The 25,048-nt window shown below is 66.7% G+C and carries 23 protein-coding genes and 2 pseudogenes; 7 read left to right on the top strand and 18 right to left on the bottom strand.

The window, feature by feature from the left end; translation table 11 throughout:
- The first annotated feature begins 211 nt into the window (after positions 1-211).
- Both NV1_RS46370 and NV1_RS15950 read left to right on the top strand, forming a co-directional pair.
- The gene (locus NV1_RS46370) at positions 212-1,564 is read left to right on the top strand and encodes a transcriptional regulator (protein ID WP_067891700.1); all 1,353 of its coding nucleotides are present in this window, start codon (positions 212-214) and stop codon (positions 1,562-1,564) included.
- A complete protein-coding gene (locus NV1_RS15950) occupies positions 1,531-2,241 on the top strand; it encodes a RibD family protein (RefSeq protein ID WP_067891694.1) in 711 nt (236 codons plus the stop codon). The genes NV1_RS46370 and NV1_RS15950 overlap by 34 nt, the downstream gene beginning before the upstream one ends.
- Positions 2,242-2,407: 166 nt before the next feature.
- Here the strand turns inward: NV1_RS15950 and NV1_RS15945 are convergent, their stop codons facing one another.
- Both NV1_RS15945 and NV1_RS15935 read right to left on the bottom strand, forming a co-directional pair.
- On the bottom strand, positions 2,408-3,580 hold the full coding sequence (locus tag NV1_RS15945) for a nuclease-related domain-containing protein (RefSeq protein ID WP_067891690.1): 1,173 nt from the start codon (positions 3,578-3,580) through the stop codon (positions 2,408-2,410).
- 714 nt (positions 3,581-4,294) lie between these two features.
- Complete coding sequence (locus tag NV1_RS15935; RefSeq protein ID WP_084525402.1) at positions 4,295-5,260, bottom strand: SAM-dependent methyltransferase; 966 nt, start codon at positions 5,258-5,260, stop codon at positions 4,295-4,297.
- A gap of 581 nt (positions 5,261-5,841) precedes the next feature.
- On the opposite strand from NV1_RS15935, the gene NV1_RS15930 reads away from it, so the two are divergent.
- Complete coding sequence (locus tag NV1_RS15930) at positions 5,842-7,110, top strand: helix-turn-helix domain-containing protein (protein WP_067891668.1); 1,269 nt, start codon at positions 5,842-5,844, stop codon at positions 7,108-7,110.
- Here NV1_RS15930 and NV1_RS15925 read toward each other — a convergent pair.
- Positions 7,096-7,761, bottom strand: a complete 666-nt coding sequence (locus NV1_RS15925) for an HAD family hydrolase (RefSeq protein ID WP_067891662.1) — start codon at positions 7,759-7,761, stop codon at positions 7,096-7,098. The genes NV1_RS15930 and NV1_RS15925 overlap by 15 nt on opposite strands.
- A 392-nt stretch (positions 7,762-8,153) precedes the next feature.
- Positions 8,154-8,321: a hypothetical protein gene (locus NV1_RS43535; RefSeq protein ID WP_157116974.1), complete on the bottom strand. Its 168-nt coding sequence runs from the start codon at positions 8,319-8,321 to the stop codon at positions 8,154-8,156.
- Here NV1_RS43535 and NV1_RS46605 point away from each other — a divergent pair.
- The 4 genes and pseudogenes from NV1_RS46605 to NV1_RS15910 form a co-directional block, all read left to right on the top strand.
- Positions 8,321-8,515: pseudogene (locus NV1_RS46605) on the top strand (hypothetical protein); the annotation flags it as partial. The gene NV1_RS43535 and the pseudogene NV1_RS46605 overlap by 1 nt on opposite strands.
- A gap of 71 nt (positions 8,516-8,586) precedes the next feature.
- Complete coding sequence (locus tag NV1_RS46360; protein WP_281181833.1) at positions 8,587-8,799, top strand: MerR family DNA-binding protein; 213 nt, start codon at positions 8,587-8,589, stop codon at positions 8,797-8,799.
- A gap of 148 nt (positions 8,800-8,947) precedes the next feature.
- A pseudogene (locus tag NV1_RS42165) lies at positions 8,948-9,058 on the top strand (YnfA family protein); the annotation flags it as partial.
- Between the two features lie 54 nt (positions 9,059-9,112).
- Positions 9,113-10,027 carry a hypothetical protein gene (locus NV1_RS15910; RefSeq protein ID WP_067891650.1) on the top strand — a complete coding sequence of 305 codons (915 nt, stop codon included), beginning with the start codon at positions 9,113-9,115 and terminating at the stop codon, positions 10,025-10,027.
- Positions 10,028-10,560: 533 nt separating this feature from the next.
- Here the strand turns inward: NV1_RS15910 and NV1_RS15905 are convergent.
- The 14 genes from NV1_RS15905 to NV1_RS15840 form a co-directional block, all read right to left on the bottom strand.
- A complete protein-coding gene (locus NV1_RS15905) occupies positions 10,561-10,962 on the bottom strand; it encodes a hypothetical protein (RefSeq protein ID WP_157116972.1) in 402 nt (133 codons plus the stop codon).
- Between the two features lie 316 nt (positions 10,963-11,278).
- The gene (locus NV1_RS15900) at positions 11,279-12,148 is read right to left on the bottom strand and encodes a DUF4913 domain-containing protein (RefSeq protein WP_067891638.1); all 870 of its coding nucleotides are present in this window, start codon (positions 12,146-12,148) and stop codon (positions 11,279-11,281) included.
- On the bottom strand, positions 12,145-13,995 hold the full coding sequence (locus NV1_RS15895; protein WP_067891633.1) for a type IV secretory system conjugative DNA transfer family protein: 1,851 nt from the start codon (positions 13,993-13,995) through the stop codon (positions 12,145-12,147). Before NV1_RS15895 ends, NV1_RS15900 begins: the two co-directional genes overlap by 4 nt.
- 70 nt (positions 13,996-14,065) lie before the next feature.
- Positions 14,066-15,256: a hypothetical protein gene (locus NV1_RS15890; protein WP_067891630.1), complete on the bottom strand. Its 1,191-nt coding sequence runs from the start codon at positions 15,254-15,256 to the stop codon at positions 14,066-14,068.
- Positions 15,253-16,065: a hypothetical protein gene (locus tag NV1_RS15885; RefSeq protein ID WP_157116970.1), complete on the bottom strand. Its 813-nt coding sequence runs from the start codon at positions 16,063-16,065 to the stop codon at positions 15,253-15,255. The genes NV1_RS15890 and NV1_RS15885 overlap by 4 nt, the downstream gene beginning before the upstream one ends.
- Positions 16,066-16,272: 207 nt before the next feature.
- Entirely contained in the window at positions 16,273-17,205 is a 933-nt protein-coding gene (locus NV1_RS15880) for a hypothetical protein (protein ID WP_067891625.1), read from the bottom strand.
- 52 nt (positions 17,206-17,257) lie between these two features.
- Complete coding sequence (locus NV1_RS15875; RefSeq protein ID WP_067891622.1) at positions 17,258-18,556, bottom strand: hypothetical protein; 1,299 nt, start codon at positions 18,554-18,556, stop codon at positions 17,258-17,260.
- Positions 18,557-18,698: 142 nt separating this feature from the next.
- Complete coding sequence (locus tag NV1_RS15870) at positions 18,699-19,601, bottom strand: hypothetical protein (RefSeq protein ID WP_067891619.1); 903 nt, start codon at positions 19,599-19,601, stop codon at positions 18,699-18,701.
- A gap of 325 nt (positions 19,602-19,926) precedes the next feature.
- On the bottom strand, positions 19,927-20,910 hold the full coding sequence (locus NV1_RS15865; RefSeq protein ID WP_067891616.1) for a hypothetical protein: 984 nt from the start codon (positions 20,908-20,910) through the stop codon (positions 19,927-19,929).
- Positions 20,907-21,848, bottom strand: coding sequence for a hypothetical protein (locus NV1_RS15860; RefSeq protein WP_067891613.1), 942 nt, complete (start codon positions 21,846-21,848; stop codon positions 20,907-20,909). The genes NV1_RS15865 and NV1_RS15860 overlap by 4 nt, the downstream gene beginning before the upstream one ends.
- Positions 21,845-22,798: a hypothetical protein gene (locus NV1_RS15855; RefSeq protein WP_067891609.1), complete on the bottom strand. Its 954-nt coding sequence runs from the start codon at positions 22,796-22,798 to the stop codon at positions 21,845-21,847. The genes NV1_RS15860 and NV1_RS15855 overlap by 4 nt, the downstream gene beginning before the upstream one ends.
- 75 nt (positions 22,799-22,873) lie before the next feature.
- Complete coding sequence (locus NV1_RS15850; protein ID WP_157116968.1) at positions 22,874-23,899, bottom strand: hypothetical protein; 1,026 nt, start codon at positions 23,897-23,899, stop codon at positions 22,874-22,876.
- Positions 23,896-24,441: a hypothetical protein gene (locus NV1_RS15845; RefSeq protein WP_067891601.1), complete on the bottom strand. Its 546-nt coding sequence runs from the start codon at positions 24,439-24,441 to the stop codon at positions 23,896-23,898. Before NV1_RS15845 ends, NV1_RS15850 begins: the two co-directional genes overlap by 4 nt.
- Entirely contained in the window at positions 24,438-24,911 is a 474-nt protein-coding gene (locus tag NV1_RS15840) for a hypothetical protein (RefSeq protein WP_157116966.1), read from the bottom strand. The genes NV1_RS15845 and NV1_RS15840 overlap by 4 nt, the downstream gene beginning before the upstream one ends.
- Positions 24,912-25,048 lie beyond the last annotated feature (137 nt).

Below are 25,048 nucleotides of genomic sequence, written 5' to 3'. Positions count from 1 at the left end.
ACCCGCCGCCGTGATGGCCGGTACATCAACCGGCCCGGAGGCGTCACTTGTGGTGATCCGGGCCGGCATGCCGACGAAGGAGGAAACCGAAGCCATCGTTCCGGCGGCGGGGCTTGTTCAACCATGTCGCGACCACGCAGGTCACACCAGGTACGCAGGGATACTCCGGGGTACTCTCGGTGCACTCGATACGTGACTGGGGGCACAACCGATGCACACGGGTGGACGATGGACAGGACGGGAAGTCGCCGCGTTCCGCCAGGCGCTGGGTATGAAACAAGAGCCATTCGCGACCTACACCGGAGTGTCCACCGAAGCGGTGAAGAAGTGGGAAAAACGCAAGGAGACCATCGCGCTCTCCGTCCCGTATGCCGCACGGATGGACCGCAAGCTCGAGGAGGCCGAAGCTGGTGTCGTCGAACGGTTCTGGTCGATCCTGAATGGTCCGGCCACCGTCAGTGTGGACGCTGGGCACCAGTTGGGTTCACTGCTGGAATCCGGTGCCGACACCGATCACATCCTGGTGCCGGCCCGCACCGCGACGGGAGAGGTACTTCTGGTGTCTGTGCCCCGTCGCACGTTCATCACCGGTGCTGGCGCCGGTGCCCTCGGTATGGCCGCGGGCGCGGCGTTGTCCAGCAAGCCTCTGGCCGCGGTGTTCGCGCGCACCGACATCGACCACATCAAGTTCTTCCGCGACAAACGGATGAACATCATCGAGTCCGACAACATCTACGGATCCGCCAGCACTCTGCCCGAAGTACTTGCCGCACTCGATCGCATGCAGGCCCTTCGGGAGGCGAAAGTGGTTGACCCCCAAGGAATTTTGCGACTACTGGCTATGTACGCCGAAACCGCGGCGTGGCAGTACCAGGACCAGCGGATGTTCACCGAGGCCCAGCGCTGGGCCGAGAAAGCCTTGACCTGGTCGCACCAGCTCGGCGACAACTACTACATCGGGCTGTCCCTGGTGCGGATGAGCCAGTTGGCCTCCGATCAGGGCGATGGCGCCAGCAGCGGCGAGCTTGCCGTTGCCGCCACCCGCGCCGCACCGCGCACCTCCCTGTTCACCGCCGCCGCAGTGGCCTACCACGCACATGCCCTCGCGCTCGAGGCAGACGCGACTGCCAGCGCCCGCACGTACGACACCGCCTATGCGTTGGTCGACCAAGCCGACGCGGATCCTGCGTGGGGATTTTTCCTCGACCACTCCTACATCGATGCCTACCAAGCCCACAGCCTCACCTCCTTGGGCGATCACACCGCTGCCATCACGCACTTCGACAACGCGACCGCGCACATGCAGTCCGGCTACCCGCGGGACCGCGGGGTCTATCTCTCGCGTGCAGCGGTCGCGCACATGGCCGCCGGGCAGATCGAGCCCGCAGCCGAGTTGGGCACTCGGGCGCTGCAGATCGGCGTCGCCACCGGGTCGGCACGCATCATGGAACGAGTGAACACCCTGGCAGCCATGATCGATTCTGCAAGCACCCAGACCAGCGTCGGCCAGTTCGTCGACGAGTTCGAGCAATGGAAGGCAGCAAGTTGCCCCGACCGTACGTAGTCCTGTCCGTCGCGGTCAGCGTGGACGGCTACATCGACGACACCATCCCCGAACGCCTCTACCTATCCAACGAGGCCGACTTCGACCGTGTTGAAGTCGTGCGCACCGAGTGCGACGCCATCCTGATCGGCGCGGAGACACTGCGCCGCGACAATCCCCGCCTGATCATCAAAAGCCCCGAACGGCTCGCTGCTCGCGCCGCGGCTGGCAAGCCGGCGCACCTGCAGAAGATCGTCGTCACCGGCTCCGGCGATCTGGACCCCGAGGCCCGTTTCTGGCATTACGGGGTCGGGGACCGCGTACCGATCGTCTACACCACCGACACCGGCGCCGAGAAACTGCGGGACCGCTTGGGTGATCTCGCCGTTGTCGTATCACTTGGTGCGGCAGTCGATTTCGGTGCTCTGCTCGATGACCTCGGTGACCGCGGCATCGACCGGCTGATGATCGAGGGCGGCACCAGCATCCACACCGCAGTCCTGGCCACTGGCCTGGCCGACGAACTGCACCTCGCCGTCGCCCCGCTGCTCGTTGGGCAAGCCGACGCGCCTCGGTTCGTCAATCCCGCGGAGTTTCCCGGCGGCTCACGGCGGCGGATGCAACTGGTCGAGGTATCCCAGATCGGGGACGTCGCACTGCTGCGGTACTTCCCGAAAAACGACTCCGAGGACATCTGAACCTGTACTGATCAGCGCACGGGCTATCGGGATCGATGCGGAGACCTGTGCCACCAGATTTGCAACCCGCCGATCGATGACCAGCGCCGATCGGATCGCCGAGTTCTACAGACCTGGTAGAGCCCGGACGCCCAATGCCCGCCCGGTGTCGAGGGCAGGTCACAGGTCAGCAGTCTGGCTGCAGGGGGTAGCAGATCTTTGGTTGTGGCGGTGCAGGCCGCAGGGTGACCGGTGGCGGGGGCGGCACGCTGGCAGTCGACGATGTGAAGGTAGGTATGCTGGTGCCGCGGGAGTTGGAATGGGCCTGGCTGTGGATCACCAGCCAGGAGATCCCGATGACCATCAGGACCAGCACGACAGCGGCCAGTTGCCCGAAGTGGGGCCGCCACCGAGGCCGAGGAGCGGGTACTACCGGGAACGGTGGCGGTGACACCGGACCAGGTGTGAAATCCCGTAGGGCGGTGTAGACGGAGTTGTCGAGATCGTCTGTCTCGCCTTCGGTGCGGCGGCGCTCTCGGGATCGCTGCTTGACCTGGGCCTCGATATCCGCCCACGCTGGCGGGAGCGGCTGCCGCGGAACAGGTTTGAACGATCTGCGTGGTCGTGGAGGATCCACGATGGGACTTGGGCCCACGACCCGTACCCCCTCGAGCCACGGCTCCAGCGGCGCCCCCGCACTCGATGCCGATGGCGGCAGGTCGGCCGGCTGCGCCGCGGAGAAGCCCTGCGCTGCCAACTCAGCGATAGTGACCGCTTCGCCGAAATTCAGCACGGTCAGCAGTGCATGTGCCTGTTCAGCGGTCCAGGCCGCCGCACGGCGGCCGGACTTACCGAACCAGGCCAGCAGCTCGGACGCGCTGCCGGCGAGCACGTCCGTGCCGGTGGGAAGATCCTGCGTGGCCACGGTCACCGATCTCCCCTGATGGGGAACGATGAGCACCAGTCCGGACACGAACGCGTCGATCCCGATCCGTTTGGCCAGGTTCTTCAGGTTGAATGTCCCCTCCCGCACCTGATTCAGTGGGTTGAGGTCATTCGCGCGCACGTGCACCGGGCTACCGGCCACTCCCGGTATCGACCAGGGGCCGTTCGCCGGGCACGACATCACACCACCGACTGGCAGGGTGATTCCCTTGACCTCGACCACCACGCAAGTGTGTGGGGTGATCACCACCAAGTCGGTCTCTGTTGCGCGACGACCGTGGCGGCGATCGGTCAGGTAGCAGCCGGAGATCGCGACTCCACCGACCATGTCCGCGCCGTTCCATGCCCGCAGCCAGTCCAGAATAATTTTCTCCGTTGACGGAATCCCACCGCGATCACCGTTGAGGACCAGCATCCCACACCCCCTGCGCAAAGCGAACCTATCCGAAATCAGCTCAGCCTCAACGATATCCCCGGTCGCATCCACCCGGGGAGGTTCTGGACGGCACCGAGCAGTGCGGGCGTTCAACAGGGCCCCACCACGCGCCCGGCATCTGCGGCCGGATTCCGGATCCCGCACTCGGGTCGCCCCTCGCCTGCAGCCCATTTTCCGGTACCAGCAGGTTGAACACGCTGACGTACAGCTGCACTCCTCTTCGTTCGGTGCAGTATTTGCGAAGTTCGGCGTGGTGGCCTTCGGCAATGGTTGCGCACCACGGACGTGGCAACGATGCGCGACAGCCTCTGCCGTTGCCACAGCGACACCGCAGGCCATCAGCGAGACACCGCCTATCCCTGTGTCCACCAACATGTTTCAGACAGGTAACCACTCGACGACAGCGCAACTCGGCCCGAATACCCCGTGCTGCGGCAAGCGCCGTGGGACCGCTGAAACTCACAGCTCACGCGCCACCGCGTCCCACAAACCACCCAACCGCGGCCACAAATCACGCACCTGGGACAGGTCCGGATACTCCGGCCCCACATACGACCTCAATACCCGACCTCCGGATTCTGCAATCGACTCGACACGAATGACACCGTCAAGCAGGTGCCACCGCACCTGTACCCCGTCCACAGCAGTGCATCGAACACGCCCAGCCAGGCCGTCCATCCAAACGCCAACCTCTCACAATGCCGCGGAACGGATTTCGGCGCAAACATCTGCATCGCTGCCATCGATGCTCGAGCCACGATCGCGGACCGTAAGCACCTGTTCGCAACCGCCAGCGGGAGTCGATCTGTCCAACGACTCGGCCGAACATCGCACTGGTACGGGTATGCGGCACACGCCACCGAGCATGACCAGCCTCGTCGACGGCAGGCCGTCGCCGAGCCACTCCTGGATCGGTGCCGCCCCCGGGTCGAGCATCTCGAAACCGTCGAACAGCTTCTCCACCTCGGCCCGGGAACGATAGGTGCACTGCGCGGTTGTGCCGTCGGTGGCCCGGGCGGTCCGACGGATCAGATCCTCGCTGCTGTCTTTGCAGGCGTGTGTGAACACGAGATAGCTGCCCGGGGCCATCACCTCCCGGAATCGCGCGATGAGTTCGGCCGGGCGTTCGTCGTCGGTGATGAAATGCAGTACACCGACCAGCAGGAGCGCGACCGGTCGACGGAAGTCGATCCCCGCCTCGGTGCGCAATCGCTCGATCAGGTCATCCGGGTTGCGGAAGTCGCCCAGCATCGCCGTCACCACCGACATACTCGACACGACGGCATCGGTGTGCCGATAGACGACTGGGTCGAAATCCACCGAAGCCACCCGGACATCAGGATCGACCGCGGACACCGCCTCGTAGACACTCGGCGAAGTGGGAAGGCCCGCACCGATATCGAGGAACTGGCGGATCCCCGCCTTTGCGGCCAATTCGGCCGCACCGGTGAGGAATCGGCGACTGAACCACGCGAGCGTCTTCGTCTCCGGCGCGATCTCCAGTAGCTGCATGGCGGCTTCGCGGTCTGCCCTGTAATTGTCCTTACCGCCCAGCAGGTAATCGAACATGCGGGCCGAGGTCGGCCGGGTCGGATCAATCCCCTCGGGCGCAGGCCGCAATACTGTAGATCCGTTGGAGGACGGATGATTCCGGCTCATCAACCACCTTGCTTTCCGGCTATGCCAGCGGGAACAAGTCGGTATGTGTGGGCTCCAACGCAAGGCCGGGACGGACTGGTCGCCCACAGTGCTGGCGCCCGGCCCCAGCTGAGCGCGTCGCCATGAAGGGCCGTCATCGCCAAGACCTCGATCACGGAGTCGGTCCCGCGCCATACGGAGGCGAAATCTGTTGCCTGATCGCTGAACGGCACAACCGAAGCATCATGCGTCCGTCCGATGATCAGCGCATTGCCAATCGAATACGTCGGAGCCATACGAGAGTTCACCGGCCGCGACTCCCGCACCGATACCGCCGCGTACGCAGCGACGGCAAAACAACGAGCGCGGCAGCGACGCCGATCAGCAGCGATGTCAGCATCGGAACCTTCAGGGCTAGGTCGGGTGGGTGGCACGCCCCGATGCCGGGGGTTTCCTTGTGGAAAGGGGCATCCCGGCATCGGAAGCTGAAATCACCATCCCGCCAATTCAAGTCCGAAAGAAGGCCATAAATGAGGACACAGCGGGGACATTTCATGTCCCTTCAGGTGAAAATAGGTCATTCGAGGCGGTAGACTTGGGCCATGACTGCTTCCGCAAACGCCGCACTCCGCTCCGCGCGGCAGGCACTTGGACTCAGATCGCAGGTAGCCCTCGCAGAAGCGCTGAACAAGGCCGCCAACGAGATCGGATTACGGATCTCGGTCAACACGCGAACCGTTCGACGTTGGGAATCGGCCGACCCTCCGCTGCCTCAGCGGGAGCATGTGGCCGCCCTGGAAACCCTTTTCGGGCGGCCCATTTCCGAGCTCGGCTTCACAGTGCCCTGGTCCGAGGGAGTGCAGGAGCCGACACAAGCCCCTGGCAACGGGTTCAAGGAGACGTGGGCTGCCCGCTATTCCGGAGCATCGGCCCCGGCGTTGCCCGCATCGATCGCGACGGACTTCATGAACGGCACCGTCTCCCACCGTCGCATGTATTGGTCGGTCCCGGCATCTCGCTTGCGGCGACTCGTCGCCGAACACGCAGCCTTGGGCTGGGACCTGTTGACGAAAGTCCCCGCCACCGCGAAACCTGTTATGGCGCGGGCAATTTCCGAGTCGAGCCTACTGGCTGGGAGGCTGGAATTCTTCGATCTCCAGCTGCCCGAACAGGCCAAACCGTCTTTCGTTCTGGCACTCCAGGCTGCCCGGGAAGCCGACGATTCTCTCCTCGGAGCCGCAGCGTTGGCGCACATGGCATTCGCTCCCGCATTCTCCGGCGACCCGGACCAAGCCGAGGACGCCCGCGACAAGATCCGCGCCGCGCGCACATTTGCCCGCCGCGGACAGGCCAACGCCGAGATGATGGCGTGGCTCGGCGCAGTCGAAGCAGAAGTCGAGACCCGCTTCGGCGACACCCGTCGAGCCTTGACTCTGATCCGGCAGGCCGAAGAGGACTACAGCGACTTCGATGCCGAGGCACATCCATCACCTCCCTGGCTCGACTGGTTTTCACCGATCCGGCTCGTGGGCTTCAAAGGCAACACCCTCGCTGCCGCGGGCCGACCCCGCGAAGCGCGGGAGACACTGCAACAGGCCCTCGCGGACCTACCGGACAGCGCGATCAAGCAACGCTCGGTGTACTGCGCCGACCTCGCGGCCGTGTCGGTGCTCGAGCGAGACCCGGATCGGGCCTGCGACTACCTGAGTGAGGCGCTGCTGTTGATCGGGGAGCACTGGTATGCGACCGCGATGGACCGCGTGAAGGATGTTCGAGAGTCGTTGCGCGAGTGGGACTCACTGCCGAAAGTCCGGACGCTCGACGACGAGCTGTACAGCTGGCACGCGACTGTGAGATCAATGATCGGCTGAAGAACCGTTCGTCGCCGACACGATTCCCGGCAGTTCGTGGAGATCCTTGATCCTCCAATCGGACAGCTCTGACACCTGCGGGTCGTTGCGTTGGATCCATCCCCAGGGACCACGCTGGATGTGTGCGGTCAGCATCCCAGCTTGCTTCGCGGGTGCGATGTCGTTGTCGATCCGGTCGCCGACATAAACGATGCTGTGGGCATCGCACGGCGCGACATCGATGACCCTCGAGAAGAACTCGGGCGACGGCTTCGACACTCCCCAATCGTCCGACGTGGCAATGAAGTCTGTGGGCAGATCCAAACTCCGCAGGATCCGCCCCGATCGAACGGTCTGGTTGCCCACGATGCCGACCCACACTCCGAGATCCCGCAGCTTCGAAAGAGCTGGGCGCACATCGGGATACAGGTCGCTGTCGTCGTATGTCTCGGGCTCCCCGGCGTCTTCTCGCGCTTGCCGCGCCTGGGTGAGGTCGAATCCGGGCTGGAACACCTCGAAGGTCTCCCGGTAGTCCCGGCCGCTGGCGATGACCGCGCCGAACATTGCTGTGAAGGTGTGACGCGGCACGCCGAGCCAGTCGGCCCATGTCCCGTACTCACGGGTCTCGTCCACCAGCGTTTCCCCAACGTCGAACACAACTGCGGCGATCATGAGCCATACCGTACCTGCGCAGGACGTCAGTGACCCCGGCATCCTGCCGTGCACTGCTATCGGCGAGACGCTGTCTATTTTGGAGAGTCACCCCCAACCGTATGGCCGTGCACCGCATCCCAAGGCTGAGCGGGTGCAGGGCGGTCTGATGAAGTCGACAGGGCGAGAACACGGCCGATGGTCGGCTCCACGCTGGAGCAGACCCTGCCGATGTCTTCAGTTAATGGCCGCATGGTTGATGCCAGGGATGGTAAGACCACCTGAGAATGTGCGGTATTGCCGAATGGTGAGTGTTTGTGGTGCGTGGTTCAGTGCTTGCATCCGGTACCTGGGTACAGGCTTACCGTGGATTCGTGACGATCAATGTTGGTTCCGCCGAGTGGGTACCGGACTCATGCACTCTGCCAACCGCCGCCCAGCCGATGCGGATCGCGGAATTCGATCAGTTCTTCACTGAAGCTGTCCAACGCGCAGAGCGACCCGCCCGTACCCGCCTCGACCTGCACATCGACGCTATCGCTGAGCCCCTCGGGCGGAACCTGGCGGCTCGCGAAACGCAATGCTGCTCATTCTTCACTTTGGCTTTCGAATCCGCCGCCAACGGCTCGGTGATGCACATCGACGCCCCCGCCGCCCATATCGAGGTTCTCGATGCCCTCGAGTCGCGGGTCGGAGCTGTGTCGCGATGAGCACGGGATTGCGTATCGGCGAGGTCGCCGCCGTGGCGGGGGTGAACATCCAAACCCTGCGCTACTACGAACGCCGTGGCCTGCTCGCCGTACCGAACCGCTCCCTGGGCGGCATCGGCTCTACCCACAGCAGGCGGTGGCGACATTGCGGATCATCAAGGCCGCGCAACGGCTCGGGTTCACACTCGACGAAGTCGCCGACCTGCTGCACGTCACCCAGAAACACGCGCGCCCCGATTCTGGCCTGCACGCGCGCGGTCGCCAAACTCGCCGAGGTCGACGCGAAACTCCTCGAGCTGACCGCCGTGCGCGACACCCTGCGTGCGGCGCTGGCCGCAGGATGCGATGACCTCCTTGCGTGTAGTGAAAGCCCTTGCTGCCCTGTGCCGTTCGATGGCGATCTCGCCTCTGTGCCTGCGGGGCGAGGCGGCTGTGGCTGCTGAAAAGATGCCTCCATAACCACACACTGACCGAGATCTTCTAGGGTCACTGCCATGATCGTGCTGCGTTCGATCCTGCTGTTCGTCTTGGCCGCCGTCGCCGAGATCGGCGGGGCGTGGCCGATCTGGCAAGGTGCGCGCGAACACCGTGACCTGGCCTGGATCGGGGGGACATGGCATCCCACGGGGCGGGTGGCGAGCGTGCCCGTAGGCTAGGGCGGCATGACGCTCGACCAGGTCGTGGCCGAACTCTACGGGCTCGCGCCCGCCGAGTTCGTGGCCGCCCGCACCGAGCGGGCACGGCAGGCCCGCGACGCCGGGGATAAGGCCCTGGCCGCCGCCATCGGCAAGCTCCGGCGACCGACGGTCGCCGCGTGGGCAATGAATCTGCTGTCTCGTGAGGCGAGCGATAACGTCCGCGCACTGCTGGAGGTGGGCGACGCCCTCCGTGATGCCCAGCGCCGACTGTCGGCCGAACAACTGCGCGCCCTCACCCCGCAGCGGCAAAAAGTGGTCAACGCCGTCACCCGCAAGGCCGCCGAGCTGGCCGCGAGCCGGGGCCAGCGCCTGACCGAACCCGTCCTACGGGATATCGGCGCGAGCCTGCAGGCGGCACTGGCGGATCAGTCGGTCGCTGACAGGCTGCGAGCCGGAACCCTCACCACCGCAGCCACTTACGAGGGATTCGGCCCCGCCGCGGTGACCGCGGTTCCCGGCGCTGGGCACCGCAGCGTCGGAACGCGCTCGCCGACAGCCGATCCCACCGAGGATCGCACTGAGAAATCGGCCGCGCGGCCTCGTCGCCGCGCTGACCCCACGGCTGCCGACGGGCCCGCCCCCGATCCGCAGGCCGAGGTGCGGCGCGAGCTCGAGGAGATGCTCGCCGAAGTCGAATCCGCCCGCGCCGCTGTGACTTCCGCCCGATCGGACCACGACACCGCGGCCGCCGATCTCGCTGATCTCGACGACCGCATCCAAGCCCTGCGTGCCGAGCTGACCGAAACCGAACACCGCCACCGACTCACAGCCGCCACCGAGCGTTCGGCTCGCGAGGCCCTACAGCGTGCGCAGAAACACCTGGAGGGTATCGAACGCCGCGTCGAACGGGCTCGCAAGCAATCGGCTCCCGGCATCTGAGCGGACCCACGGCATATCGGGCGCGGCAGCGGTCAACGCGTGCATTCCGTTGAGCATGAACCGCAGGGACCGCCACCCGGCCGGCCCGCTCACCGAGCAGGGATCGGGCCCCCGGCAAGTGCACGCACATGGCGATTACCGCGCATTTATCGCTGGCACTAGCCGCGACTCGGTCTGTTGACCGCGCTCACTGGATTCGGCGAGCGCAGTCAGCACTAGGCGGCGGCTCCACCCCCGTGCTTGCCAGCTGTGACATCGATATCTCCTTCACTGGAACCCCCTTTCAGCAGCCAAGCTAGATCCATGTCGGCATCACGAATACTCGCTGTACTGCCAACAGCTCACCGTCACAGGCCAACCGGGGACCTGGGATGTCGATGCTGCTCCACTGGAGGTGGTGCGGGTGGCAGGCAAACCGGATGTGTTCGTCAGAGACTGAATTGCCTGATCGGGGTGGGTTGACTGCGTGGATCGGCGACATGGGGATCGGGTGGCTGGGCTGTCTCGGCACGGTCGGGGCGTGCGCCCGGTCGTCAGCGGCGGTGAACGTGTTGCTCGTACTGGTGGATGAAATCGGTGGCCAGGGTGCGGGCAGCGGTGCAGCCGCTGGTGTCGACGGCGATGTCGACCAGTTCGGTGTCGGTGCCACCGGGGGCGGCGGTGGTGGCGTTCCAGGCAGGGTCGGTGCCGAGGTAGATCTGGCAGGCGCTGCCGAAGCTGCTGTCCTGCGGGATCATATGGGCGGGGTAGTTGTCGATACGGTATTCGGTTTCGCCCGATCCCTTTTCGGCCCTGAGTTCGAGGTCGGTATCCCAGGTGTAGGACACGCGCTGGCCGGCCGTGCGGTCGGCATAGGAATCGAAGTTGAACGTGCACGACCAGAGGGCGGCGCCGACCCACAGGTTCGGGTGTCCAGCAGCGAGGGCGCCCAGCACGCTGCACGGGTCGACACCGGCGAGTGCGGAATTCATGTGTGTTTGCAATGATGCTGGTGTTGAGATTCTCGCCGGGCCTTGCGGTCCGGCGCCACCTGCTGGCGCCGGACCTCCAGGTCCGGCGAGAGTCTCAACTTCGAAAGGCATTGCCGGGCACCATCAACCCGCCAGTCTGGCACCGGACCTTAAGGACTACGACCATCCCACCCCACCTCACAATTGGAGTCGTAGGAACGAAAACTGCTCCTGCCCTTTCGGTCGACGATACATGTTGCGCTGTATCGTGTTCAGCCGTCCGGTCGAAGTTGTTGAGCGTCTACGCGCCTGGGCGCAGACTGCGGAAGTCCGGTCCGAAGCCCAGTTCCTCGACCGGTGTGGTGGCGCCGGGTAGGCCGAACCAGTTCGGCGGGACCGCTGTGCCGGTCAAGCCGGGGTGGGGTATGTGGCGGTCGGGTGTGCAGCGGTGCAGTGGGCCGTTGGCGGCTTCGAGGATATGTCGCATGTGGGGGTCGATGTGGTTGACGAACAGCGTGGACATGGCGGTTTTGTCGTCTGCGGTGCGGGCGGCTTCGAAGACCGCGTGCAGTGCAGCGAATCGGAGGCTGACGCCGTGGTGCGCCCACCATTGCCGGCACCAGGTGTATTGCCCTTCGCGGTTATTGCCCGAGATCCGTACGGCCGTGACGGGCAGGAGCCAGTGTTCGACGAAGTCCGCGTAGTGCGCGTACCGGGGTGGATGTTTTTTCTCGGCTACGGCTTTGGGTGGCGGACCGAACCAGCCCGGCGGTACCGGGTCGAATGGGAGTTGCTGTGAGGCAATGTGTTTGGTGCGCGTGCAGCGGTGTAGTGGCCCGTTGGCGGCGTCGAGGATGACCCGGAAGTGGGCGTCGATGTGCGAGAGCAGGTAGGTGGATACGGCGCTGCCGTTGCGGCTTCGTCGGGTGGCTTCGAAGGCGTTGTGCAGGTGGGCGATTCGGACGGCGACGGGTCGGTGGCGCCACCATTGGGTGCACCAGGTCATGGTTTGTTCGCGGTTGGCTTCGGCCAATCGGGTGGTCACGAACGGGAATAGCCATTTCTCGGCGAAGGTGACGAAGTCGCGGTATTTGGGTGGGATCGGCGCCTGCTTCGGAGCCCCAGCACCCGCGGCCGGTGGGGACGCGGGGCTGGTCGATGGTGTGGTCATAGTTCGGTTCCTTGTGTGCCGCTGGCGCTTTCACCTTCTGGTGCTGTGTCATCGGCGGGGTCGTTGTTGAATCGCTGCAGGGAGGTGGTGATGATCGGGGCGAGGTCGGGGTCGTCCCACCAGAAATGTTTTTTGATGAGGATGGGTTCGTGGCCGGGGAGGCGGATCAGGGCGCGGTCGCGGGGGAGTTTGTTGAGTTTGGCGATGTTGAGCACGGGTTCGGGTCGCCAGGAGGTGGTGCGGTTGACCCCGCCGGGACCGACCGAGCGGGAGTAATCGGCGACGTCGTGGTCGTCGATGAGGCGGGCCCATTGCTCCAGGTAGGAGTCGTTGGCGATGTTGCCGCCGAAGATTTCGATGGACTGTGCGCGCATGGTGCGTAATCCGTTGACGCCCCACAGGTCCTCGCCCTGCTCGATGACCTGCAAGATCGTCACCAAGATCACCCCGGAACCCGCGGCATACGTGTAATAGGACGGCAGCTCCCCGATACGCGCGCAGTTCGCGGCCTCGTCCAGCACCGCCAGCAGCGGGACCGCCAAGCGTCCGCCACGGCGCGATCGCGCGATCATCAGCGCGGCTTCCAGGATCTGACCGATCAGCGCCGCAGTCAGTGCAGCCGCGGAGTCCGGTCCGGCCATCGACAACGCGTAGAGGGTGTCGGTGCTGGTGGCGAACTGGGCTGGTTTGAATTCGGGCAGCTGGTGAGTGACCGGGCCGTGTGTGGTGTCGATGACGACCCTGTCCGTGCCTTCATACACGCTGAAGTGGGTGCGCGCGGGCGGGGTCACCATCTGCGCGTATCCTTCGTCGGACAGAGTGTTCAAGAATCGTCTGGCCATGTCATACAAGCCATCTCGTTGTCTGGCATACAGGGATTGCGCGTCCAGGATTCGACGCGCGGGCACGAGGTGCCCCTCGGCGCGCAGGATCAGCGCCGGGGTTTCGTCCTGGTCCGCCGACAGCCATTCGGACACATGCAGCAGATCCCCATCAGCACAGGCCGCAGCGAACATGTACAGGCTCAGCAGTTCTTGTGCGCCGCCGTCGAAGTAGGAGTCGACTTTGGCGCCTGCTTTCTCGGTCGCCGACCCTGATGCTGCGGAGACGAAGAACGCGGCGAGTTTGCGTGCGGCGGGCAGGTTGCGCACCTGGCCCAGGAGGTTCACCCAGAACCCGCACTGTGGTGTGCCGGTGACTGCTTGCAGGTCACACATCCACACCGTGCCGCGTTTCTCGGCTCCGGCGACGGTGTGCTGGTACAGGTCCGGTCTGTTACTGGTGGCCAGGACCGGCCCCCATGCGGACAGCACTGCGGGGATCGCCCACGCCATGGTCTTGCCGGTGCGTTGACCGGCGGCGATGACCAGGGACTGTTCGGCAGGCAGGAACAGCTCGACCCCGCCTTGGACGGTGCTGCCCAGTAGTGGCCCGGTCATGGCCTGAACTTTCTTGGGCGCGTCTCTGAGGAGGCGTTTCGCCGCGCTGGCGTTGTCCTGTCGGCGAGCCAGGGTGATCGCGCCAGGAGGATCCATCGTGCGCGCAGCGGTATCGATGCCGCTGCGCCGCGGCCACCCCCGCCGGGCGTGGAGTGTGAATATTGTTGCAGCAGAGGCGATGACGGCACCGATCGCGGTGGATTGCCACGGCCACCGATGCCTGCCCAGGAGCAGTTCGAGTACAGCGATGAGCGGGTTGGCGACGATCGGCAGGCCGGCGCACCAACTGCCCAGGCTCAACGCGATCCACACCAGCACCACCACGACCGCCACGCCCAGAAATGCCAGCAACAGCCAGGTTTCCTCCCCCAACGCGCCGGTGCTGCGGCGGCGAGTCTGCCTGGCCATCACCACACCACCCCGAGCACTACTGCCACGCCTGTGAACAGGTGTGGATAACTGTGTGCAGCAGAGGTTTTCACGAGGCGACCTCCGCGCCGAGTTCGTCCGATGTGGCCGGTTGCTGCTCGTGGTGTGCGGGGTGGTGCCAGTCGGTGCCGTGCTCGTCGGTCAATGCCGCGGCGACTGCTTCATCGATCACCGCGCCCGAGCCCTCGGTCGGCGCGTCAACGCTGCTGCCAGAGGCCGCCACCTGCCGGGTTCGACTCAAGGGTGGGTCGACAGTGGTGCCTCGTTGCGGCGTATCGAGCTGCCCCGACGGCCAGCCGACCGGCTGGAGCGGCGGTGATGTCGGGGTGTCTCGTCCGCGCTGGTAGGCGCGGTAGGCGATGTCCTGCGGTACCCCGGCGTCGATCGCGTCGGCACGGGCTGAGAGCAGTGCGGCATGGAGTTGGTCGAGGCGTTCGATCGTGGCTTGGTCTGCGGCAGGGTCGCCGGTGAACGTTTCGGCGGTGCGGGTGTGCTCGCCGGCCAGGTCCTGGATCTGCCACAGCAGCCGGGCTTGTACCGCGGACCCCATCGCCGCGCGCGTCTCGGGGTCCAGGACAGTCGTTTCACGTAATTGTGGTGGTAGCAGTTGCGCTCGCTGCTCGGCGCGGGCGAGGTACTCCTCGGCCAGCAGCAGCTCATCGGTCGCGGTGATCGCCGCGTCGACCGAGTCCAGGCTGATCATGCTGCTCGGGGTGCGTGGGGCGCCGAGGGTCTTGGCCACCGCGGTGCGCTGATCGGGGCCGTGCTCAAGGGAGCTGTCGCGTGTGGTCGCGCGGTCGGTGGGCGGGCGGAAGCGGGCGGCGTCCTGGTCGGATCGGGTCGTCAGGTCGTGGGCGTGGCCGGTGAGTTCGCGGGCGTGTCGTCTGGTCAGCCATAGTTCCGAGTTCGGGGCGAGGTCTCGTCGCTCTCGGGCGCGGCCGAGCTGCTCGGCGATCCCCCGCGCGTGTTCGGGATGGGTGTCCCACAGCTCGACCGCGTCTTTGAGTTCGGTCCACATCCGCCGTAACCGAGGATCCTGGTGCTGCGCCCATTCGAGTGCGAGGTGCTCAGCCGACTGCTCGAATTCGAGAGTCTGCGTCTCGGTTTCGCCGTAGGGGGCGATCTCCCGCAGCAGATGTTGGTGCGCGAACGCGGCGAACAGTTCGCGCACCTGCGGGTCGGGGATATCGGTGTAGTGGTCCGGGTCGGTGATCCCGGCCCTGGTGTCCGGCCAGCTCACAGCTCGACCTCCTGCCCGACCGGACGCGCCCCGGTGCCGGTGTCGGGGCCGCCGGGAGCAGCACCCGGATCCCAGGCTGGGAGTGTTTCTTCGAGCGCGGTTGCCGCCACAGCGTCCCCAATCCCCGCCCCGTCCAGGCGAGCATCACCGCCGGGTGTTTCCTGCGGGGTCGGCACGGCCCAAAGCCGTGGCGCGGCGCGCTCAGCGGGCGCAGCATCCGCGGAAGCGATCGTGGGGGCGGGGTGGGTGAGCTGGTCACGCAGCGTGGCGATTGCGGTGCGTGCGTGGTGTTCTCGCTGGAGTGCCTGCGCGGCGACCAAGGCCAGCACGGTCGAGCTGGTGTGCGCGGCGGCCAGCTCGGCGGTGAGTTGTTCGATACGTCCGAGGTGGCGGTGTGCGGGAGCGTGGACCCATGGCACGCCGGACTCACCGAGGTCTCGAGCAGCCTGGATGTGCTCGTCGGCGATTCCGGTGGCGGCAGCGGCCTGGCAGGCGTGCCCCAGGGCGGCGGCCAGGAGTTGCTGTTGAGTATCGGGGTCGTCGTCCAAGGTGACGCCCTGGACGTGGCCGGCGGTGATCGCGGCCAGGTTCTGCACCTCGCGCAGCCGGGCCGCAGCGATCGCGTCGTGCGCGGCGCGGCGCCCGTAGGTTTGGGTGACCGGTCCATCGCGCAGCCAGGGCGGAACCGCGGTGGTGAGATACAGGCTCGTCAGCGTGCGTTCGACCGCAGCCGGAGCGGGTTGCGACGCGACCGGAAGTGGTTGTGACGCAAGGATTTCGGGTGTGGACGCGGGGTGAGTGGTAGACATCGTGTCCTCGCTGATGGAAGCGGACCGCACCGGGTGTTCCTCGCGTGGTGCGCGCGGACCCGGATGGCGGCGGGGATGTCCCTCGCGGAGAAAATGCGTGGCGTCGTCGGGAACTGTGATGGCCGGCGTCAACAGCCACCACAGCCGAGAACTCGGTAGCCGGGTGCAGCAGTAGGTGCTTCCGCTGCCTCAGCGAGCTGAGAACCGTCACGGGTCGGGGCCGATGTCCGGGCCCGACGGTGAGGTGGTGGTGTCGGGGCTCTCGCCGGGCGACCAGGCGCGGGTGGTGTCAGCGGGCAATGCCGCCTCCACGTTGTGGCCGGTGGGGACCGCGTCGTCGCTGGGCGCTGCCGCGTTGGTGGGGCTCGGGCCGGTCAGGGCTGTGGTGGCCATGCTGATCAGTTCGGTGGGGGTCGGCGGGATCGTGTGTGCCACGCCGATGGGCAGGTTGGTGCGCGGATCGACCGGGATGTAGGGCGGGACCGCAGGGTCGGTGTCCGCGAAGGCGTAACTGCGCCAGGTGTGTTCGAGTTCGAGATCGTTCATCGTGTGCACGGTGACTCGTGCCAGGTGCCGCCAGTGCTCGGGCTGGGTGTTCCAGAACCGGTCCCCTTCGGCCGCAGTGAGTTCGGCCGCGGCGGCCAGAGCGGTGATCCGCAGATGCAGCAGGCTCATGTTGCGTTCGACCGCAGCCGACACGTCCGGGGCGGGCCCGAATCCGTACCCGCCGGCGTCGAGGCGGTGTTGGCGGGCGGCGGTGAGCATCGCGATGCGCTCGAGGTGGAACATATCCACGGTCAGCATGTCGGTGAAGAACTCCGCCACATGGTCCGGCACCCCGGTCGTGGTGGATGCCGGAACCTGCTGCGGTGCAGCACGTGTCGGGTCGATTTGATGTCGGGCTCGGTCGATGGCCGGTGGCCGGATGCCCGCGGAGGCGGCGACCTGTTCGGCGTGTTCTCGCTGTGCTGCCAGCCCGTCCAAATGTACTTGCCAGGCTTCGCGGGCCTCGGCGTCGGTCCCGTCGTAGCCGCTGTGGCCGCGGTCGGCGACGCGCGCGTGCTCGGCGCTGAGATGGGTGATTTGGGCCAGCAGCTCGGCGTGCCACCGAGTCACCGGGTCCGGATCCGATGTGGTCATGTTTGTTCTCTTGTTCGTTGATTGGTTGTGTGAGTCGAAACGTGTTCGGGCGCTACGGGTCAGGTCCAGGGCCTGTGGGCGGGCCGATGGTGTCGGTCCCTGCGCGGCCGTGGAGGTCGGTCTCGGTTTCCCACGCTCGCGGCTGGTCGGCGGCGGGGATGATCTCGGCGACAGCGGTACCGATCCCCGTCTGGGCGGGCGAGGTGATCGCGGCGAGCCGATCGAGGGTGTGCCGGGCGCGGTCGAGGAAGTAGTGCGGCGCCGGGGGCAGCAGTTCGGTCGCGGCGTGCACGCTGGTGACGTTGGTCGCGGCCGCCGCGTGTGCGAGTTCGTCGAACGAGTGGTGAGCCTGTTCGGCGATCTCGGGAGCCGAATACTGATCCCACAGGGCGTCGATCTCCTCGCCACCGAGGTGCAGCAGGTGCGCGACCCGGCCATAACAGTCCTGGGTGCTGGTGCTCCAGATACGGCCACGTTCCTGCGGAGTCAATCCCGCGATCTGCGCGGTGCGCGCGGCGCGGAACCAGAGAGCATCCATGGTGCGGGCGAACTGTTTTCGCGCCACCGACCGATCCGTGCCAGGGTCGGTGTGATGCTGGTGGTCGCGGACCACCGCGAGGGCGGCCATGTCAGTGACATGGCGCATGTCGTCGGTGACGTGTTCGGCGGCGCGGTGCCGGGCGTCCGGGACCGGCAGCACCAGGGCCTGATCCGGATCCCATTCGCGGCCTACCTGTCCGCGCGTCCGCGCCCATGCGATCCACCGCAACGACACCCCCGCGGCGTGTGCCCGGACCTCAGTGGCCTCGCGGTGCCGATCGATATCGCCGACCCGGGTCACCATCAGCGCCAGCACACTGACATCACCGCCGGCTGCGGTCAGAGTGGCTGCCTGGCGCATCCGGGTCACCTCGGCGGCCAGGTGCTGTACCTCGCGCAGCCATCTGGTTGTCTGGGCGGGCAGGTACTCTGCCCGCATCGCCGCGCCAATACCCGGCGCCGTAGGTGGAGCTTCCGGTGCGATCCGTCGCGCCCACCGGTCCATGCCTTGCGGGGTGGACAGATGCTCGGGTTCAGGATCGATCCAGCGGTGACCGGTCTGCCCGCCGTGCCGGACCGCGGTGATGATCTGCCCGCCGACCACCAACGAGCGCGCGCGCTGTTCGGCCAGCACCACATCCGACATCGTCTCGTGGCGCTCGCGGGCCGCGGTATTGACAATCCAATCGGCTCCCCCGAACGCCAGTACCCGATCCAGTGCCGCAGTCGCCGCGGCCAGCTCATGGATCCGATGCAGCGCCGCGATCAGTTCCTGCTCGTGGGGATGCGGATCACGTACCGGGCCGCTCACGATTCGTGTCCCACCGCGCGAAGAGACAGCGCCAAGCCCTCACTACTGCTACCAGCATCCTGGTGTTCGAGGCGGTGGCGGGATTGCCCCACCGGCACGGTCGCCCGTTCGTACCGACGCACCTGTGGTGCGGGGGGTGTGCTCATCGGCCGACCTCCGGCTGCACGGGCGGTTGCTGGTTGGCAGCCGCCGGTGGCGGTTCCGCGGTGGCCCACCGGGTTTGGCCGGTGTCAGGCAGGGCCGCGCCCACCGCGTCCCCGATCCCCGAGCCGCCCTCGGCGCGACCCACACCTGTGTCGGGCTGGGTCTCTGCTCCAGTCGCGAGGACAGATGCGTCGTGTTCGGTGCCCGGCGGGTCGGGTGATGCGCCAGTGGTGGTGAGGGGCAAGCCGTTCGCGGCCAGGTCCATGGCCAGGTCGCTGACCATGGAGCGTGCGCGGTTCAGGCCTTCGCTGAGGGTGTCGATGACCCCGTAGAGGCGATCGAAGCGTTCGGCGATATCCCCGACCAGGCCGCGGGCGGTCTCGGCTCGGTTGTTCGCGTCGAACACTTCTCGGCTCAGCAGCTCGATACGACCCAGATGCCGGTGCGCGGGCTGCTCGGCCCACGACACCCGCGCGCTGCCCAGCGCTTCGGCGTCGATGATGTCGGTGGCCGGCACACCGGCCTGCTCAGCGTTGGCGCGCGCGTCGCGCACGTCGGCATCGATGCCGTTGGAGTACAGCGCCCACCGCCAGGCCGGGTCGCTGGTCGCCAGGTCGTGGTCGACCGCCTCGGTCATCCACTCCGAGCGTGCCGCGCTGGCGTCTTGGACTGTGCGCAGGAGTTTTGCGTGCACGGCATCGGAGTCGTCGGCGCCGAACCGGTGCGCGATCGGGCCGTCGCGCAGCTGCGCCAGGACCGGATCGGACAGCGGCGGGAACTGTGCGCCCGAAGAGCCAGGGGCCGGACCGCCGGCGTCGGGATCGCTCTGGCGTGGCCTGTATTCGCCAGCAGTGGTGTGGTCGGGGAAGTGGGATGACTGATCGGGAGTGTTCTCGGACATCCATGGGCCGCCTTCGTTTTCGAAGCGGACCGCACCGGTTACGGCATACAGGGCCGGTGCGGCAGTCTGATGTCCCTCGCGATGGATTCAGGGTGAAGGCTGGATTCGCGTCAGCCAGCGTCAACGGCTTGGACCTACTTGATACCATTGCAGCACCGAGGTTTTCGAGTCCATGTTCGACGCGATGCCCGCCCCGGGTTCTACGGGTCGGCGCCCGTGCAGCATCCGCGCCGCTGGCGAGTCGCCGACGAGATTCGCTCGCTCATAGCGTAATTCCTTTGGTTCGAAACATCCTGTGGTGCAGTGGTATTCGACGGTTTCGCGGTCAGGGGTCGGGCCCACCGCCTCGGTGCGGTGGGACGCCGTGGTCTGTATCGGGTGTGGTGGCGGTATCGGGGTGCCAAGCACGAGCCTGATCGACCTGGGGCAATACCTCGGCGATGAACTCCCCGATGACCGGTGCCTGCTGTTCTGCCACCACGGCGTAGAGGGCAGCGCGCGCGGCGGCGAGTATCTGCTTCGGCTCCGGAGCATGCACCTCGGGATCGGCGGCGGAAGGTTCGGGCACGGCATCGCGTAGTTCTCGCAGCGAGGCTCGGAGCCGGTCCGTCAGAGCGGGGGCAGCGTGGTGCCGCCACAGCATGTCGATGTCTGTGGCACTCAGGTGCAGCAGCCCGTGGACCCGGCGAACCAGCGTATCCTGGTCGATACCCCAGGCTCGCCGCCGGGCCCGGGGGCTGAGGGTGATCGTCTGGCCGGTGCGGGTGGCTCGCAGCCACAGCGCGTGCATAGTTCGCGTGTACTGCCCGGCCGTGACCGGATCCGGGACCGTGAGATCCGCACGGGCGGTGTGGTGTTCACGCACGACCGCGAGAGCTGCCATATCGGTGAGATGGCGGGTGTCCTGCGCGATGCGGTGGACCGATCGACGCTGGTTGAAGGTGATCGGGTTCGGCAGCAGATGGTCCTCGTGCCAGCCGATTCCCTGCTGCCCCAACTGTGTGACCCGAGCGATCCATTCCACCGGTACGCCCGCCGCGCGCGCCCGCATCTGCAGGACTCCGCGGAGCCGGTCGAGTTCTGCTGCGCTGGTGGCGTGTCGAGCCTCATCCGCTGTACCGTGCTCGACTGACGCGCGGTGGCGGTGCAGGTCCGCGTCCTTGGCCGCGAGTTCCTGGATGTGCCGCAGCATCATCGCCTGCCCCGGCGGGATCTGCCCAGCGCGGATCACCAACTCGTTCGGACCGGTGATTCCCGCGGCCGCGGGTGGCGGTGAGCTCGCGGGCACGTCGTGGTCCGACGTGTTCACGGTTCGACCTCCGCAGTCGGATCTGTTTGCCGCTCGGCACTGCCGGAGGTGTGGTTGTCCGGCTCCCAGCCTCGGTCGGTTCCCTGTGGGAAGGCGGCGTCGACAGCACTCTCGGGGCCGGCAGCGGTGGCGAGGTGTTCGTGCAATTGGTGCAGGGCGTTGCGGTATGTGCGGAGTGCCGCGGCCTTCGCATGCTCTGCGCCATACACGCTCCTGGGATTCGGCGAGCCGGGGTTCGGGAGGTGCCCGGCGCGGTGCTTCAATTGCTCGATAGTGTGCAGCGTGGTGGTCTCGCCGTCGGTGGAGGTGTACTGGTTCCACGCCCATTCCAGGTCCTGTTGTGCATCGGGTCCCAGGAACGCTGTGAGGTATTCGCGCTGCGCGGTCGGCGGTAGGTCCCACAGCGATTCCCAGCCCGCCTCGCTCACCCCGATCAGGTTCGCCAACATCGCGGCTCGTTTGAACATCGCGGCCATGTTGCGAGTGAGTTGATTGGCCTCGAACGGGTCGCGCGGCAGCCGCGAGCCCGGCGCAAACTCGTGGCTGACCAATACCGCGGCCATGTTGTGCAGTTGCCCGGCACTGGCCATCAGCTCCGCACCCAGCACGGGCCGCAGCCCCAGCGTCGGATCAGCCTGTCTCGGAGTCCATTCGGCATCGCAATGCCCGGCAAACCACGCCATCGCGACTAACTCGTGAGGCACGCCCGCCGCCTGGGCTTGCTGTTCGGCCGCGGCGCATCGCTGATCCAGGCGCTGTAAATCCTTGTGCCACAACGCGACAGTCGCCGCCGGCCACGCACTGTCCGCGAGATCGTGAGTGATCGCTGTACCCGCGGCAGCCAGCGCGTGGATCTGCTCCAACAATTGCACCGCCGGCGGGGGAAGTTTCCGCTTCGCCTCGAGCTCGGGTGACTCGTTTCCCCAGGGGGCGTTCATGGTTCGAGCCCGCCCATATCGATCGCGGCCGGCGGTGCGGGTTTCGGATCAGCGGGGCTTCGGAACACGGGCCGAAAGTCTTCGACCAGTCCCACAGCGGTGACGAACTCGGTGATCTGGTCACCTTGCGCAGCACTGAACAGGATTCGCTGAGCACGCGGCGCGCTGCCGGTGATGCTCGCGGGACCAGTGTTTGCAGCGGCCGGCGCGGCGGGTTCGCTGGTGGTGGCGTGTCCGGTGTGCTCCCACAGCTGCTGGATGCGTTGCACCATCTGCGCTGCCGACGGTGAGGGGTTTCCGGCGCATCCGGCGCCGATCCCCGCGTCGGCCAGCGCCGCCACCTGCCGTGCCGCGGCCCGGGTATCCAGACGCGCCAACGTGCGCCAGCGCTCGGCCAAGGATTCCTCGGACTCAGCGCGCACGCTGTCCGCCGCGGCGCTCCACGCATTCTGGCGTCCCCACAGCTGCTCGGCCTCATCGGTGGAAAGGTTCAGCAAGTGCGCGATCGCGGCCACCCGACGCGCCAGCGTGTCGAGGTTCCGTGCGAACAACTGCGCGGTTCCCGCTTCCGCGCGCGCCCCGCGCTGCCCGTACGCGGCAGCGACCGCGGCGATCTCACCCACGTGCCGCACATCGTGTTCCAGGGCGGCGAGCAGTGCGGGCCGATCGACCGGTGTGTGCTCACACCAATGCAGATCCGGCCGCCACGCCATACCCAGCTCCCCGCGATAGCGGGTCTGCTCGATCCACTCCCGCGGCACACCACCGGCCACCGCAGCGGCCTCGAGTTCCCGGATCTTCACCGTCACCCGGTGATACGCCGGATTACCCGCGCCTTCGGATCCGTGGCTGCTTCCGGATGCGCTGAGGGGCAGAAGTTTTTGCGCTTCCAACGCTTGTTGTGTGATGGCCCGCAGGACCCGTTTGTGTAACGTGCTGGGTTTGTTCATCTCCCCTTCCCTTCCACCTCAACGTGCCGACGGCTCCACGACCGCCTCGCAGCAAAGGTGTTGTGTTACAGGCGATCACGGATACAACTCCATCCCAGGCTCGGGCACATCGAGTGGAACCGGATCTGGTGTGCTCGCCGGTGATTCCTGGACAGCTGCTTGGGGCGCAGGTGATCCGGGGGTGGCTTCGATCGCTGGCGGCTGGGTGTCGGTCGGCCAGGTTGCCTCGACGACCTCTCCGATCCAGGCCCCGGTGTCCTGCGCTGCATCCTCGCCCAGCGCTACCGTGCGGTATTGCTGCTCGCCGTAGATGCCGTACACCAATTCCTGGGCCAACCCTGGCACCGGCTCGAATGCCTCCGACGGCCACCGCCAGCCCCCAGCGTCCGCCGTGGCGTCGAGGTCGTCGTCCAGGTCCTGGTCCTCGCTGTGGAACAGGCTCGCGAACAGCCGGCCCCATCCGGTGTCCTCGGCGACACGTTCGTCCCACGCCGAGGCTTGATCGGCGTGTTCGGGGGACAGCCCCGCGGCACTTTGCGCCGCGGCCCACGCCGCGGTGGACACACCGGTGGTGTAGGCGGCGCGGTCCTGGTCCGCGGCAAGGGTTTCGGCGAAACCGAGCGCACGTTCGCGGCCCTCGATCAGCAGCTTCTTGTATCGCACATCCAGCGAATGCAGGTGCCGGGCGTAGACCGCGCGCGTGTTGTAACCGTCGAGTTGTTTGGTGTGGATCGCGTCCTTGCGGTTGCGCTCAGCCCGCTGCCCCTGAACGTGCAAGCCATGCAACTGATTTCGGCGCTGTTCGGTGTTCTCGTGCGCGGACTCACGGCGCCCGGCTTCAGCGGCATCGTTATCCAGCCGCGCCCGTTTGATCTGTACTTCCAGGTCGTGCAGTTCTTTGCCCTGCGCGGCTCGATCAACGTATCCCTGCCATTGCAGGCCAGCGATGCCTTGGCGGGTGTTGAACTCGGTGACCGACCGCGATTCCGCGCCGCGGCGCTGCAGCAGGTTCATCGTCATCGCCGCGGTCTGCATCGCCTGCACAAACCCCGCGCGCACCGCTTGCCCGCCATCCTCGACGGGATCCCCACTCGCGCTCATGTTTTCACCTCCAACTGTGTGATCCGCCATGCCGTGCCCGGGCCGGATCGTCCGGCGCGGGCATAGACGGCGAACTGGATCGAGGGACTGTTGTCGCTGGGACGCTGGGTCACCGCCAGCACCCGCGCGACGCTGGTGGTGGTGTCCGGGGGATGCTCGTCCCCGGTGACACGCGCGCTGGCGGTGACGGTGACCGCACGGGCGGCCCATTGCTGCCACATCACCGGGGTGATCGGCACCAGCAGCGCCGCCGCCGGCTCAGCGCGCGCTGCGAACTCGGGGTCCATCAGCGGTGCCGCGGCAGTGAATGCCGCTGGCGCGGTGAGGTGTTCGGCGGGCCGATAGCTGAAGACGGTGGTCAGGGCCGCGGTCATCACGCTCTCCGCTGAGCAGGCATCGACCCGGTCGAACGGCGCGGTGAATACCGGCGCGCACCGACGGCCGCTGCTGGTCGCGGATGAGTGGCCGCCGCCGGTACACGATGTCGCGGTGACCAGCATGCACATCGCTGCACTCAACAGGCCCCCGCGCATCCTGGTCATGAAGTGCTCCCGGGAGTGTCGATCAGCTCGGTCAGATCCGCTGTGCGCCAATCGGTCAGCGGCCCGCTCGCGCACAGCTCGATCGCCGGGTTGACCGGCGCGTCCACCACCAGCTCCAGCAACAGCCCCGCCGCGATCGCCGCGGTGTCGAGCACGACCGCGGTCATCGGATGCCGGGGCGTGAGTATCAGCCGCACCCTGGCCGCGCTGGTGCCGTAGTGTTCGCGCGCTCGTTCGGCCAGCCACAACGCGTGCACTCCGGCGAGTTCGGCGGCCATCGCGTCTGACTCGACGATCAGGTCGCGGTGGAACCGCGCACACCACACCGGTGTCCCGCCCATGGTGCAGACCGCGAACCTGTCCCGCTCAGCCGCGGCACACAGCGCCATCCCAGGACTCCGCGCGGCCAAGGCAGCAACGCGCGCCCGCGCCGCAGCCAGCATCCCCCCGTTGCCGGTGAGCTCAGACACCGAACTCACCCACTATCGGCGACACAGTATCAGCCCCGGGCGGGGCACCCGCACCGCGAGCGTGCGCGTTGGACACCGCGCACAGCACCACACCCGCAGCAGCCCCGGCACCCGGCCTCCCGCACACGACGCCGTGA

It is taken from the genome of Nocardia vaccinii NBRC 15922 (genome assembly GCF_001613305.1).
Lineage (GTDB): Bacteria > Actinomycetota > Actinomycetes > Mycobacteriales > Mycobacteriaceae > Nocardia > Nocardia vaccinii.
This window is presented reverse-complemented; position numbering and strand designations above follow the sequence as displayed.